The 14,788-nt window shown below is 64.1% G+C and carries 8 protein-coding genes and 1 pseudogene; 4 read left to right on the top strand and 5 right to left on the bottom strand.

What is annotated here, in order from left to right:
• Positions 1–177: 177 nt before the first annotated feature.
• From CXZ10_RS20555 to CXZ10_RS20545, 3 genes are all read left to right on the top strand, one after another.
• Positions 178–3,528, top strand: coding sequence for a hybrid sensor histidine kinase/response regulator (locus CXZ10_RS20555; protein WP_101291245.1), 3,351 nt, complete (start codon positions 178–180; stop codon positions 3,526–3,528).
• Positions 3,525–4,391, top strand: coding sequence for a response regulator transcription factor (locus CXZ10_RS20550; protein WP_101291244.1), 867 nt, complete (start codon positions 3,525–3,527; stop codon positions 4,389–4,391). Before CXZ10_RS20555 ends, CXZ10_RS20550 begins: the two co-directional genes overlap by 4 nt.
• A 206-nt stretch (positions 4,392–4,597) precedes the next feature.
• Positions 4,598–5,941 (top strand): O-antigen ligase family protein, encoded by a 1,344-nt coding sequence (locus tag CXZ10_RS20545; protein ID WP_101291243.1) that lies wholly within the window; start codon positions 4,598–4,600, stop codon positions 5,939–5,941.
• 43 nt (positions 5,942–5,984) lie between these two features.
• Here the strand turns inward: CXZ10_RS20545 and CXZ10_RS20540 are convergent, their stop codons facing one another.
• The 5 genes from CXZ10_RS20540 to CXZ10_RS20520 all read right to left on the bottom strand — a co-directional run bounded on the left by CXZ10_RS20540 (position 5,985) and on the right by CXZ10_RS20520 (position 14,178).
• Complete coding sequence (locus CXZ10_RS20540; protein WP_101291242.1) at positions 5,985–7,016, bottom strand: aldo/keto reductase; 1,032 nt, start codon at positions 7,014–7,016, stop codon at positions 5,985–5,987.
• 230 nt (positions 7,017–7,246) lie between these two features.
• Entirely contained in the window at positions 7,247–10,387 is a 3,141-nt protein-coding gene (locus tag CXZ10_RS20535) for an efflux RND transporter permease subunit (RefSeq protein WP_101291241.1), read from the bottom strand.
• Positions 10,388–10,514: 127 nt separating this feature from the next.
• Positions 10,515–11,789, bottom strand: coding sequence for an efflux RND transporter periplasmic adaptor subunit (locus CXZ10_RS20530; RefSeq protein ID WP_101291240.1), 1,275 nt, complete (start codon positions 11,787–11,789; stop codon positions 10,515–10,517).
• A complete protein-coding gene (locus tag CXZ10_RS20525; protein ID WP_180336111.1) occupies positions 11,786–13,273 on the bottom strand; it encodes an efflux transporter outer membrane subunit in 1,488 nt (495 codons plus the stop codon). Before CXZ10_RS20525 ends, CXZ10_RS20530 begins: the two co-directional genes overlap by 4 nt.
• Before the next feature lie 296 nt (positions 13,274–13,569).
• Positions 13,570–14,178: a TetR/AcrR family transcriptional regulator gene (locus tag CXZ10_RS20520; RefSeq protein ID WP_101291238.1), complete on the bottom strand. Its 609-nt coding sequence runs from the start codon at positions 14,176–14,178 to the stop codon at positions 13,570–13,572.
• 196 nt (positions 14,179–14,374) lie between these two features.
• Here CXZ10_RS20520 and CXZ10_RS20515 point away from each other — a divergent pair.
• Positions 14,375–14,788 (top strand): annotated as a pseudogene (locus CXZ10_RS20515) (UDP-glucose/GDP-mannose dehydrogenase family protein); the annotation flags it as partial.

Genomic DNA, 14,788 nt, shown 5'->3' with positions numbered 1-14,788 from the left:
ACCCTATACGTCGATTGACGTAAGCCCGCCGCCGAACCGGCACGAACCCTGCAAACTCTCAACGAAAAGACGGCTCGCCCGGTCGGGCGGCCGGCAGATGGGCGACATGATCATGACCGCGCCGATCCATCTGCCGGAAAATCAGGCAGTCTGCCGCAAAAACAGGGGACGAGGCGCATGGCGGCGCGACAGCGCATCATTCCGATCCGGCGCCAATACAACCGTTGGGTCGCCGACGAGACACTGGAAGATTATGCGCTACGCTTCACGGCCAAGTCGGCACGGCGCTGGTCGCAGGAGCGCGTAGCGCAGACGGCCATCGGCGCCATCTCCTTTCTGGCGCTGGAGGCGATCGGCGGCGCCATCACGCTCTCCTACGGCACAGTCAATGCCGTCGCCGCCATCGTCGCGGCCAGCCTCGCCATGCTGGCCGTCGGCTGGCCGATCGCTCGCACGGCCGCCCGCCACGGTGTCGATATCGATCTGCTGACCCGGGGCGCAGGCTTTGGCTATATCGGCTCGACGGTCACCTCGCTGATCTACGCGAGCTTCACTTTCATCCTGTTCGCCATTGAGGCGTCGATCATGTCGACGGCGCTGGAGATGGCCCTCGGCCTGCCACTCTGGGCCGGCTATGTCGTCTCCACGCTTCTTGTCATTCCGCTGGTCACCCACGGCATCGCCTGGATCAGCCGCTTCCAGATCCTGACGCAACCGATCTGGATCGTGCTCAACATCCTGCCCTTCGTCTTCATTGCCTTTTCCGATGGCGCCAGCTTTTCCGATTGGGCGGCCTTCGCTGGACGAGACGGAGGATCAGGCGGCGGCTTCCATCTCGTCGCCTTCGGCTCGGCGAGTGCGGTGATCCTGGCCCTCACCGCCCAGATCGGCGAGCAGGTCGATTTCCTCCGCTTCCTGCCGGCGCGTCTGCCCGGTTCCGGCCGGCGACGTCTCGCGGTGTTCCTCGCCGGCGCCGGCTGGGTGGTGCTCGGCGTACCCAAGATGATCGCCGGCTCCTTCCTGGCGGTGCTCGTCCTTTCGAGCGGCGTTCCCATTGAGCACGCCGCCGAGCCAGCCCGGATGTACGCCGTCGCCTTCGGCTACGTGCTGCCGGAGGGAACATGGCTCTACCTGCTGACCGCCGCCTTCGTGGTGGTGTCGCAGCTCAAGATCAACGTGATGAACGCCTATGCCGGATCGTTGGCCTGGTCGAACTTCTTCTCGCGCCTCACCCACAGCCACCCCGGCCGCGTCGTCTGGCTGGTGTTCAACGTCTCCATCGCCCTGCTGCTGATGGAAATCGGCATCTACGAGGCACTGGAGCAGACGCTCGCCGTGTTCGCCATCGTCGCCGTCGCCTGGCTGTCGACCATCTCGGCCGACCTTCTGATCAACAAGCCTCTCGGTATCAGCCCACCCGGCATCGAGTTCAAGCGAGCGCATCTCTGGGACGTCAATCCGGTTGGCGTGGGTGCGATGGCGGTGGCCACCGTCGCCGGTCTCCTTGCCCACGTCGGGATTGCCGGCTCGGTGGCGGAGGCCTTTGCGCCCTTTGTGGCGCTGGTCGCCGCCTTCGCCACGGCGCCGCTGATCGCCTGGTTGACGGACGGACGTTTCTATCTGGCCCGCAAGCCGCGTCGGAGCTACAGCCTTGCGCCGACGCTGACCTGTTCGGTCTGCCAGCATGACTTCGAGGCGGAGGACATGTCCTACTGTCCGGCCTATCAGGCGCCGATCTGCTCGCTCTGCTGTTCGCTCGACGCCCGCTGCCATGATCGCTGCAAACCCAAGGCACGGCTCGGCGCCCAGGCTCGTACGATTTTCGAGCGCCTGCTGCCACCATCGCTCGTCGCCGCAGCCAACACGCGCCTTGGTCGCTACCTGATCGAACTCTCCCTATGGGTCGCCCTGTCGGGCCTCATCATGTGGTTCGTCTATCGTCAGGCCGCCGTCGATCATCCGGGCGAGGCGGTGCTCATCGGTCGTGTGCTCGCCGTGGTGTTCTTCGTTTTCTCGGTGGTGATCGGTGTCGTCGTCTGGTTCTTCGTGCTGGCCCGCGATTCGCGGGGCGTCGCCGAGGAGGAGAGCGCGCGCCAGACGCAGGCGCTGTTCCAGGAGATCGCCGCGCACAAGCGGACCGACGCCGAACTGCAGAAAGCCAAAGAAAAGGCCGAGGCCGCGAGCGACGCCAAAAGCCGCTATGTCGTGGGTCTCAGCCATGAGCTGCGCACCCCGCTCAATGCCGTGCTCGGCTACGCCCAGATCCTGGAACGCGACCCGGCCATTGCCGATGGGCGGCGCAACGCCGTCGGCGTCATCCGGCGTTCGGCCGAGCATCTGTCCGGCCTGATCGACGGCCTCCTAGACATTTCCCGCATTGAGGCGGGGCGTTTCCGTATCCGCCTGACGGATGTCCGCATCCACGATCTCCTCGACCAGATCGAGGGTATGTTCGCACTTCAAGCCGAAGCCAAGGGACTTGCCTTCCACGCCAGCCGCGCCGCCGATCTTCCAGCCGTCGTCCGAACCGACGAGAAGCGTCTGCGCCAGGTGCTGGTCAATCTTCTCTCCAACGCCATCAAGTTCACCGAGAAGGGTACCGTGACCCTCGGCGTCGATTATCGAAACCAGGTTGCACGCTTCACGGTGGCGGACACCGGCCTCGGAATCCCCGAGGACGACCAAGGACGTGTGTTTGAGCCCTTCGAGCGCGGCCGGCACGCTGCTTCCACCACCATCCCCGGTCTGGGTCTCGGTCTCACCATCACCCGCCTGCTCGTCGAGACCATGGGCGGGGACATTGCCATGACCTCCGCGCCCGGCGCCGGTACCACGTTCCGGGTCCGCCTGATGCTGGGTGCCGTGGTCGGCGCCGCCGCCATCGACGGTGACCGCCCCGTAACCGGCTATGTCGGGTCTCGCCGCACCATATTGGTGGTCGACGACAATGCCGAGCACCGCGACATGATGGTGGAGATGCTGGCGCCCCTTGGGTTCACCGTCCTGACGGCGGACGGAGGCGAGGTCTGCCTCGCCCTCATGGAAACGGCCCGGCCGGACATCCTCTTCGTCGACATCCGCATGCCCGGCATGACCGGTTGGCAACTGGTCAGCCGTCTCAGGACCAAAGGTGTCCGGACGCCCATCGTCATGCTCTCAGCCAACATCGGCGACGGCGCCATGCCGGCGAGCGATCTTGGTCATGACGATCTGCTCGCCAAGCCATTTTCGCTTGCCGACCTGCTCGATCGGCTCGGCCACCACCTCGGCATAAGCTTCCTCGAAACCGGCTCCGGCGAGCCGGCGATCTCGACATCGGCCGGATCGCCAGCGGTATTCTCCGCCGCCGATCTCGCCGAACTGAAATCGCTTGCCGCCATCGGTTACGTGCGCGGACTGGAGGGCAAGCTCGCCGCCCTCGCCGAAACGGATGCCGACCCGGCCGCCATCGCGACACTCAGCAGTCACCTCGCCGCTTTCGATCTCGCCCGCTTCACCGCCACCCTCGAGGATATGACCTCCTCATGACCCAGACCCGCGATACCGTGCTCGTCGTCGACGACAGTCCCGAGACGCTCGGCTTCCTCACCGAAGCCATGGAGGCGGACGGCGTGATCGTGCTGGTCGCCACGTCCGGTCGGCAGGCGCTTGCCATCGCTGGTCGAGTGACGCCGGACGTCGTGCTGATGGACGCGGTGATGCCGGAGATCGACGGCTTCGAGACTTGCCGGTTGTTGAAAGCTCTGCCGGCGCTCGCCCATGTACCGGTGATCTTCATGACCGGGTTGAGCGAGACCGAGCATATTGTCCGCGGCCTCGCCTCCGGCGGTGTCGACTATCTCACCAAGCCGATCGACCTCGACGAACTCAGGGCGCGCATCCGCGTACATCTCGCCAATGCCCGGGCCAATCTCTCGGCTCAGGCGGCCCTCGACGCGGCGGGACGTCACCTCGTGGCGCTGGACGCCGACGGCCGCATCGTCTGGGCAACGCCACAAGCAGCCCGGCTGATCGACAGTCTCGGCATTGCCGGTGCGGTCGAGATGGCGGCAGCGGATGACGGCGGGCCTCTGGAGGTTGCGATACCGGACGCCCCGCCGCTTCTTCTGGCACCCTTGGGCGCCGCTGGACCGGGCGAACGCCTCTATCGGCTCGCGCGTAGCGAAGCGGGCGATGCCGAGCTTCTGCGGTCCCGGTTCGGTCTCACAGCACGAGAGGCGGAGGTGCTGCTCTGGATCGGCCGCGGCAAGACCAACAAGGACATTGGCGAGATCCTTGGCCTCTCTCCACGCACGGTCAACAAGCATCTTGAACAGATCTACGCGAAACTCGGTGTCGAGAATCGCGCCTCGGCCGCGTTGAAGGCGGCCGGCGCCCTACGAGAGGGATAGTCGGCCCGTCTGTGCATGCCTGAGGAAAAAGGGGGAAAAGGCGCGCCATAAGCCGTTGTTTCGACCCGCTTGCCTGCCATCGGGAAGGGTGCAACTTTCAAGATGGATCCTCTAGCTCCCGACCGGCGAAATCGCTAGAGTGCCGCCGTCTTTGAGGAGGATCGCCGAGCGTGGCCAATCGTCAGCACAGGGTGCATCGGAGCAGTATGTCCCGCCGGTCGAAAGGCCATGACTATCTCGGCTGGGCCCTGGTGGCGACAGCGCTTCTGGCGCCACTGCCCATGGGCGGCATTCGAGCCTTTTTCTACATGCTCTATGCCGCCGTCGTCGCGGTGATCGGCCTGTTTTACGCTGTCGGCCTTTATCGCGGCCACGTCAGGCCGCGCCTGCCGCTGTCCAACTTCGCCATCCCGGTCATCCTGTTCGGCCTTGTGATCATCTGGATGCTGGTGACCCTTCTGCCGCTCGACCTCGCGGCGGCGCCTGAATGGGCGGCATTGTCACCGCTGTCGGATGGAGCCGGCCGGATCACCATCGGGCCGGGCGCCACCTTCGACATGCTGATGCGCTATCTGACCTATGCATTGTTTTTCGTGCTGGCGCTTCAGGTGGCGGTTGAGAAGCGACGGGCCAAGATTCTGTTCCGCGCGGTCTATCTGGGCATCGCCGCACATGCATTGATCGCGCTCGCCTCGCTGACCTTTTTCGGCGATGTCCTGCTGTTCCTGCCCAAGGAAGCCTATCAGGGCGACGCGACTGGCGTCTTCGTCAATCGCAACAGCTTTGCGACCTTTGCCGCCTTCGGTGCCATCATGGGTGTAGCCCTGATCTTCGGCACCGACGAAGAGGACGTTTCACGCTCGGGGTTGAGCCGGATTCTGGTCCAGTTGGGCTTCAACGTGGCGCCGCTCGCCCTGATCGGCCTGGCACTCGCCTTCTCGCACTCCCGAATGGGCATGTTCGTCGCCGCATTGGGGGCCGGCCTCATCGCCCTGATCGCCGTATTCAGATCGACGGGCGCCCGGCGCATCCTGGCCGGTGTAATGATCGTCGCCGGCCTCGTCGCAGGTGCCGTGCTCGCCAATACCAGCGGCATCCTGTTCGAGCGCATGGCCACCGTCGACCGAGACGCCGATATCCGGCTGGCGGTCTACGAACAGACGCTCGGTCTCATCGCGGCGCGACCGCTGACCGGCTACGGCGGTGGAACCTATGAGGACGCTTTCAGGGCGGTCAAATCGGATCCGATCAGCCCCGACGTGACCTTCGACGCCGCTCATAACCTCTATCTTGAACTGGCCGCCGAACTCGGCATCCCTGCCACGATGGCCGTGGTATTGTCGGTACTCCTGCTCGCTGGAACCACCGCGGTGGCTGCGGTACGCCGCGAGGACTGGATGATACCGGCGGCAGCCGCCGGTGTTGTGCTGGCCGGCGGTGTCCATTCACTGGTCGACTTCAGCTTGCAGATCCCGGCCATCGTCATGATGATGATGATGATCCTGGCTCTCGGCTTCGCTCAGAGCCGCCCGATCCAGCAGGGGGAGTGAAGCCGGAGATCAGGCGGATACCACCGATCTCCGGCAACATCCGTCAGCGCCCGCCCACAAGCTTGCGATGACGCTGGGCGACACCCTGGATGCCATAGGGATAATCGGGCGGGGTTGGTGCGCTGGCAGCGGTGAGCCGCTCCATCGCCTCGTCGGCAAGTCGCAGGTCGGCCGCCCGAAGATTGTCGGCCAGTTGCGCCGGCGTGCGGGCCCCGAGAATGACCGACGTGACGGCCGGCCGGGCAGCCAGCCAGGCCAGGGCCACCTGCGCCATCGATACGCCGTGGCTCTTGGCAACATCCTCGACCGCACCGATGACGTTCCAGGTGCGCGCCTCCGCGTTACGCGGGCCGTAGGCTTCCATGCCCCGGTTGGGGTTCTCGCCAAGGCGTGTAGCACCCGACGGCATCTGATCTCGCTTGTACTTGCCCGAGAGCCAGCCACCGCCAAGCGGCGACCAAGGCATTAACCCCAAGCCGGCGTCAAGGCAGGCGTCAACGATTTCAAGTTCGATGTCGCGAACCAGCAGGCTATACTGCGGCTGCAACGTCACCGGTCGGCTGTAACCCCTCGCCTTGGCGATCTCCGACGCCTTGGCAATGTGCCAGCCGACATAGTTGGAGAAGCCATAGTAGGCGATCTTGCCGGCGCTGACCGCGTCGTCGAGGAAGCGCAACGTCTCCTCGATCGGTGTCAGCGCATCCCACGCATGCATCTGGTAGAGGTCGATGCGCTCGACACCGAGACGCTTCAAGGAAGCATCGAGCGCCTCGCCGAGATGGCGACGGGAAAGCCCCAGATCGTTCGGCCCCGACCCCATCGGGAAGCGACCCTTGGTCGCGACGACCGCCTGCCTCGCCTCTGTCGGGCGCGCCTTGAGCCAGCGACCGACGATTTCCTCCGAAACGCCGGCGGAATAGACATCAGCAGTGTCGATGAAGTTGCCGCCCGCCGCAAAGAAATCGTCCATCAGACGAAACGAGGTCGCTTCATCGGCCTCGTCGCCGAACGTCATGGCGCCAAGGCAATGGACTGATACGATCGTGCCGCTCGGGCCGAGCTTGCGATATTCCATGGAGCTCCTCCAGCTTGTCTCGCGGGCCGATGGTTCACCTTCGGACAAGGGGCCATCGGCATCACAGGCAATTATCACACGAATAGCTGAGCCTGGAGCAGGTCATTTTCGACGTACATGCGTCAAATTTGTTGGATCGATGCGGAGGCATCTCCCGAACGCCATGGCGGCGATCAAAAGGAAAAGCCCCGACAATACCGGGGCTTTTCTGATTTTGGTTTGGAACTGGCTCAGATTTCGGCTGCCGCCTGATCTTCGGGCGGTCGGTTGTTCCAGCCAAGGCGCTCGCTCGACCGCATGACGATATAGAACAGGAGCGGTACGAAGAACAAACCGACCGTGACAGAGGCGATCATGCCGCCCATCACGCCGATGCCGATGGCATTCTGCGCCGCCGAACCGGCACCCGTGGCAATGGCCAGCGGGGTCACGCCAAGGATGAAGGCGAGCGACGTCATGATGATCGGACGAAGGCGGATGCGCGCGGCGTGCAGCGCCGCCTCGATCAGCCCCTCTCCTTGCCGCTGGAGATCACGCGCGAACTCAACGATCAGAATGGCGTTCTTCGCCGCGAGACCGATGGTCGTCAACAGGCCAACCTTGAGATAGACGTCGTTGGACTGCCCGAACAGTTTGGCCGCCAGAAGCGTACCGAGCACCGAGATGGGCACCGACAGCATGACGGCGAACGGGATGGTCCAGCTTTCATAGAGAGCCGCGAGACACAGGAACACCACCAGGAAGGATACCGCATAGAGCATGTTGGCCTGGGCGCCGGACAGCAGTTCCTGGTAGGAAAGCCCGATCCAGCCGGCGGTGTACCCACCACCCTGCTTGGCGACCAGATTTTCCATTTCAGCCATGGCCTCACCGGAGGAGACGCCGGCGGCAGCGTTGGCGCTGCCCTGGATGTTCACCGCCGACACGCCATTGAAACGCGACAGCTTCGGTGCACCGAACGACCAGTTGGTCTCCACAAAGGAGGAGAAAGGCACCATCTCGCCCGAACCGTTGCGGGCGTACCAACTCTTGAAATCGTCGGGCGTCATGCGGAACGGCGCATCGCCCTGAAGATACACCGGCTTGATCTCGCCGCGATCGATGAAGTCGTTGACGTAGGAACCGGCCCAGGCGGTGGTGATGATCGAGTTGATGTCGGCGAGGCTGATACCAAGCGCCGTGGCCTTTTCCTGGTCGATGTTGACGTGCAGCTGCATCTGGTTGGCCTGTGCGTTCTCGCGCACGGCCATCAGCTTGGGATTCTGATTCGCCTGCATCAGGAGCTGGTCGCGAGCCGCCTCAAGAGCGGCGCGGCCCGTGCCCGCATTGTCCTGCAGGTACATGTCGAAACCACCGGAGATGCCGAGACCCGGCATGGCTGGCGGCAGCAGCGTGAAGATCATTGCGTCCTTGATCTGCGATAGGGCGCCCATGGCCCGACCGACAACCGCCTGGGCCGATAGCCGAGGGTCCGTGCGCTCCTTGAAATCCTTGAGACGAATGAAGGCGAGACCGGCGTTCTGACCGGAACCGGCGAACGAGAAGCCGGTGATCCCCATCACGGCTTCCACAGCGTCCGGCTCGTTCTTCAGGAAATAGTCGGTCATCTGGTCGGTCACCTGCTTGGTGCGCTCCATGGTCGCACCCGTCGGCAACTGGATCATGGCCAGCAGAACGCCCTGGTCCTCTTCGGGAATGAAGGAACTCGGCAACTTGTCGAACATGAAGGCGGCGCCGCCGACCAGCGCCAGAAACACCACCATCATGCGGACCGGCCGACCGACGATGCCGCGGACCGTCCGTTGGAACAAGGAGGAGGAGTCGTCGAACCGACGGTTGAACCAACCGAAGAAGCCACGATGACCGCCGTGGCTTGGCTTGAGCATGGTGGCGCAGAGTGCCGGCGTCAGCACCAGGGCAACGATGACCGACAGCAGCATGGCCGACACGATGGTGACCGAGAACTGCCGGTAGATGATACCGGTCGAGCCGCCCATGAAGGCCATCGGCACGAACACGGCGGACAGCACCAGCGCGATACCGATCAAGGCGCTGGTAATTTCGCGCATCGACTTCTGCGTCGCCGCTTTGGGATGCAGCTTCTCCTCGGTCATGATGCGCTCGACGTTTTCGACGACAACGATGGCATCGTCGACCAACAGGCCGATGGCCAACACCATGGCGAACATGGTGAGGGTGTTGATCGAATACCCCATGACGGCGAGAACGCCGAAGGTACCCAGGAGCACGACAGGCACGGCGATCACCGGGATCAGGGTCGCCCTGAGGTTTTGAAGGAACAGATACATCACGAGGAAGACGAGCACGACCGCCTCGATCAGCGTCTCGACCACCTTCTCGATCGAGAGCTGCACGAAGGGCGTGGTGTCATAGGCATAGACATACTCGACGTTCTGCGGCAGCGACGGCTTCAGGCGATCGAGCGTGGTACGCACATTCTCGGCTGTCTGGAGCGCGTTGGCGCCGGAAGACAGGTTGATGCCGAAGCCGGCTGCCGGCTTGCCGTTATAGTAGGCGTCGGCGGCGTAGCTTTCCGCTCCGATTTCCACACGGGCCACGTCCCCCAGCCGAACAATCGATCCGTCCTGCTGTGTCTTCAGAATGATGTTTCGGAACTGCTCCGGCGTCTGCAACTGGCTCTGGGCGGTGATGGTCGCATTGAGCTGGGCACCCTGCGCCAGGGGGCGGCCACCGATCTGACCCGCCGAAACCTGCGTGTTCTGAGCCCGGACGGCTGCCGCCACATCGCTGGGCGTCAGTGCGTATTTGTTTAGCTTGTTGGGGTCGAGCCAGATGCGCATCGCATAGCCGCCGCCAAAGGTCATCAGGTCGCCAACGCCATCGACGCGCCGGAGCTGATCCTCGATGCGCGTGGAGACGACGTCAGCCAGATCGGTGCCGGTGAGCTTGCCGTCAGTGGAAACGAGGCCCACTGCCATCAGGAACGAACTGGTTGATTTCGTTACCGTGATACCCTGATCGATGACCGCGTCAGGCAGCAGCGACTCGACGAGCTGCAGCTTGTTCTGCGTCTGCATCTGGGCGATGTCGGCATCGGTACCGTTGGAAAAGGTCAGCGTTATGGAGGACGAGCCGTCGGACGTTGACGACGACTCCATGTATTCCAGATTATCGAGGCCGTTCATGTTCTGCTCGATGACCTTGGTCACGGCATTTTCGACGGTCTCGGCGCTGGCGCCGGGATAGGTCGCGGAAACGCGCACCGTTGGCGGGGCAATTTCCGGATACTGCGAAATCGACAGCGTCGATATGGCAAGGATACCTGCCAGCATGATGGTGATGGCGATCACCCAGGCGAAGACGGGACGATTGATGAAGAACTGGGCCATGCCTTGCCTCGACGAGGTCGGTCCGCCGCATCAGGGCGAATCCGGAAGCGAAATCAATTGACGCACCGCGTGCGCCACGGATCGAGCCGAAGGCGGCCTTTGCCGCCAACCGGCCTGTATTGAGTGATCAGGGCGCCTTGGCCGGGGCCGCGGCAGGGGCCGCCGGCTTGACGAGACCGTCGGCGCCGAGCTCAACTTCGGCGAACTTGACCTCCATGCCGGGGCGGATCTTCTGCACGCCCTCGATGATCAGCCGGTCGCCGTCCGAAATGCCCTTCTCCACCACCCAGTTGAAACCATGGGCTCGGTCAGCCGTCAGTATCCGGGCCTCCACCTTGTTGTCGGGCGTAAGGAAATAGGCGGTCGCCTGTCCCGTGACGTTGCGGCTCACGGCCCGCTGAGGCAGCAGATAGACGTTCTCCTCGGTGCCGATCTCAACGGCCGCACGCACATACATGCCGGGCAGAAGCTGAAGCTTCGGGTTGGCAAAGCTTGAGCGGAGCGTCACGGTATCGGTGGTCTCGTCGACGTTGGCCTCGGTTGAGATGATGCGGCCGACCTCTTCGTAGGTCGCATTGTCATCGAGCTTGATCGTGACCTTGGGACCTTCCTTGCCGGCCGACACCCCACCACGTTCGATCGCCTGCCGCATGCGGCTCATGCTGGTGCTCGAAGCGCTGAGGTCGACGTAGATGGGATCGATCTGGCGAATGGTGGCAAGCGCCGTGGCCTGCCCCGCCGTGACGAGCGCACCTTCGGTCACCGAGGAGCGGCCGATTAGCCCGGAGATCGGCGCCTTCACCTCGGTATAGCCAAGATTGATCTCCGCCGTACGGACCGCGGAAGCAGCCGCCGCTGCGGCAGCCTTGGCTTGCAGCAGTGCCGAACGGGCTTCATCGATGTCCTGCTTGGACACGCCATTGACGTTCGCAAGCTCCTGGTAGCGATCGAACTTGGCCTGCGCGCTCGGCACGCTCGCCTCTGCCCGTTCGAGATCCGCCTTGGCGGCGTCGAGCGTCGCCTGATACGATCGGGCGTCGATCCGGTAGAGCACGTCGCCGGCGATGACGCGCGATCCCTCCTCGAACACCCTTTTCTCGATGATACCGCCGACCTGCGGCCGGATCTCGGCCACAGCCGACGCCGCCGTTCGGCCGGCCACTTCCTCGACGATCGGCGCCGAAGCGGGGTGGACGACGATGAAACCGACCTCGGGGGTTGGCATTTGCATTCCCGCAGGCATTCCACCTGCCGCACCACCGGCCGGCGCGCCGCCGCTCTTGGCGCCGAGCATGTCGCCGGCCTTGTGCAGCACGGCGCCCACCTGTTCGCAGCCGGAGACCAGCGGCAGCGCAAGACCGAGCAGCAACGCGCCACCGGCCAGCTTCTTGAGATTCGTCACTTCTTATCTCCGGATACGGAAGGCATTGTCTTCTGGGGATCGGTATTGGCGAGCGAGGCGAGATTGTCCGGCCGGTTCCACCAGCCACCACCCAGCGCCTCGAACAGCGCCACCGCGTCGAGATAGCGCGAGGCTTCGGCCGACGCGCGGGCAAGGCGCGCTGACTGGTAGGTGGACTGCGCCGTCAGCACGTCGGTGTAGGACGCGGTACCGGCCTTGAACAGAGTCTGCGACAGATCGAGGCTCTCCCTCGCCGCCTTTTCGGCGGCGAGATAGCCGGCGAGGGCCTGCCGATCATGTTGCAACGCTCGCAGCGCATCGGCGACATCCCGGAAGGCGGCGAGCACCGACGAGCGGTAATTGGCAAGCGCCGCTTCATAGGCGGCCTCGGACGCCCGCTTGTTGTGAACCAGCGTGCCGCCCCGGAAGATCGGCTGGGCGACGCCAGCGGCGATGCTCCAGCCGGTGGTGGAGGATGCAAAGAGGTCGCCGAGCTCGGCTGCCGAACTCGGCAGCGAGGCAGAGAGCGTCAGTTGCGGCAGCATGGCGGCGGTAGCAACGCCGATTTCTGCCGAGGCGCGGTGCAACTGCGCTTCCGCCGCCCGCACGTCCGGCCGCTGTTCGACAAGAGCCGAGGGCACGCTGAGCGGCAGCGCATGCGGCAACCGGAGACCGGCGATGCGGAACTTGCGGGAAGCATATTGATTCGGGAAATCGCCGATCAGCGCGGCGATGGTGTTCTGCTGCAGGGCCAGCGCCTTCTGCAGGGCCGGCAAAGACGCCTGAGCCTGTGCGAGCGCCGCCTGCTGCTGCAGGACGTTGGCTCGCGCCGCCGTGCCCACGCTGACCTGATTGTTGAGGACGTCGAGCAGTTCCCTGTAGGAGGCGATCACCTCCTGCGAGGCGGCAATCTGCTCGCGATAGGACGCTTCCTGGATGACGGCCCTCGCCAGGCTGGATGTCACCGTCAGATAGGTCGCCTCGGCGGTGAAACCCTGCGCCTCGGCCGACGCCCGCGCCGCTTCCACCGAGCGGCGAGTGCCGCCGAAAATGTCGAGCGGATAAGAAAGCGACGGCGTGACGTTGTAGAGCGTGTAGATGCCGACGTTGGTGGAGCCGGTCGAATCGGTGCGCGTTGCACTGCTCGATAGCGACAGGCTCGGGAACAGGCTGCCACCCTCGGCCAGCGCCAGTTCGTTGGCCTGCTTCAAGGTCGCCCGCGCCGCCTCTAGATCGGGATTCCGCTCGACCGCCTGCTTCATGAGGGCATCGAGTTCCTTGTTGCGGAACAGCTCCCACCAGCGCCCCGGCACATCGGCACCGTAGGCGACGCTGGTGCCCGTCGCGCGGCCGGCCTTCGCGTCATCGCCCCCGAGATAGCCTGCTCCCGGATCGAGGCCGGGCCGCTCGAAATCCGGACCAACGGCACAGCCGGCGAGCATGGTCACCGACAGGAGAAAGGAAACAAGCCGAACCGGTCTCATCAACGCCCCCACCCCACAAGACGAAACATCCGTCGGGACAGCACCCGAGCGGCCAACACAACCAGAAGACGGCCACATGAACGGCTGTCCGTCTCACAAGGCCGGAAACTCCGGCCAATCGGCGACGGCAGCCGAAAGCCGTGATTGCATGCGGAATCGGAGAAGACGTTCGACAGATCCCAAAGTCAATCCGCGAGCAAAGCCGGAACGACAATGTGAACAGACCTTCGAAGCCAGCTTCGCTTGCCAACTTTGCCAAGCCAGCAAAAGTACCATATTTGGCAGATTGTCACTTTTCAAGCGCGGAGGCTGAGCCCTCGGATCACGAAATCGATCAGCTGGTCACACTTTCTCGTCATCTCCTCGACGGTGAAAATGGTTCGGCCGCGCACCACAGCGGCGGGGTCGAGAATGGTTATCAGGCAGTCACAGACGGCCGACGCGGTGATCGCACCGTCGCAAGGCGCAAACTCGCCGGCGGCGACGCCATCGCCGATCAACTGCTCAAGCCGCTCCAGCAACCGCTGGAAGAACGCAAGCGCGCTCGGTGGCGGTGTTGACCCAAGGCCAATCAAGATGGCCAGGCGAGCCGGCGTCTCGCCACGGGCAAGATGCGTCTTGAGGATGAGATGCGCCAAGGCCCTGAGCCGATCCGACGGCGAGGGTATGTCCGCCGTTGTCTCAATGGCCGCGTCGAGCTCCATCACCCAACGCAGCGCCACCGCGTCGATCAGGCCGGCCTTGTTGCCGAAATTCTTGAAGATGTTGGCCGGCGACATGCCCAGCGCCTTGGCGATCGATCCGATCGTCATGTCGGCATAGCCGGCCGCCTGCAGTTGGCGTTCCGCCTCGTCGAGAATTTCGGCGCGGGTATCCACGCTCTTGTGCCAGGACCGTCTTGCCATAGTCGTTGTCTACAGCTTTAGGCGCGCATCGGCCATGGGCGTTTGGTCAGGCCGAGTTCCGGCGAGACATGTCCTGCAAAGCCACTCGACAATGACGGCCCGCCGTGAAATGACGGCGCCGAGTAGAGTGGAAATCGAGCCATTTGACGTTGGCTCGAAGGCCCGGCCTTCGCGCATCGTTTCAGGAGAGCTTCCCATGAAGATCGTGATGATAGGTTCTGGCTACGTTGGTCTTGTGTCTGGGACGTGCTTTGCCGATTTCGGTCATGACGTCGTCTGCATGGACAAGGCGGTGGAGAAGATCGAAGCGCTCGGGCGCGGCGAGATCCCGATCTACGAGCCCGGTCTCGATGCGCTGGTCGAGAGCAACGTCCGGGCGGGCCGGCTGACGTTCACCACCGACCTCGCCGGTCCGGTGGCCGAGGCCGACGTGGTGTTCATCGCCGTCGGCACGCCGTCGCGGCGCGGCGATGGCCATGCCGACCTCTCCTATGTCTATGCCGCGGCCCGCGAGATCGCCGCGGCGGTCAAGGGCTTCACCGTGGTGGTCACCAAGTCGACCGTGCCGGTGGGCACCGGCGACGAGGTTGAGCGCATCATCCGCGAGACC

The organism is Pleomorphomonas diazotrophica, assembly GCF_002844595.1.
GTDB classification, from domain to species: Bacteria; Pseudomonadota; Alphaproteobacteria; order Rhizobiales; family Pleomorphomonadaceae; genus Pleomorphomonas; species Pleomorphomonas diazotrophica.
This window is presented reverse-complemented; position numbering and strand designations above follow the sequence as displayed.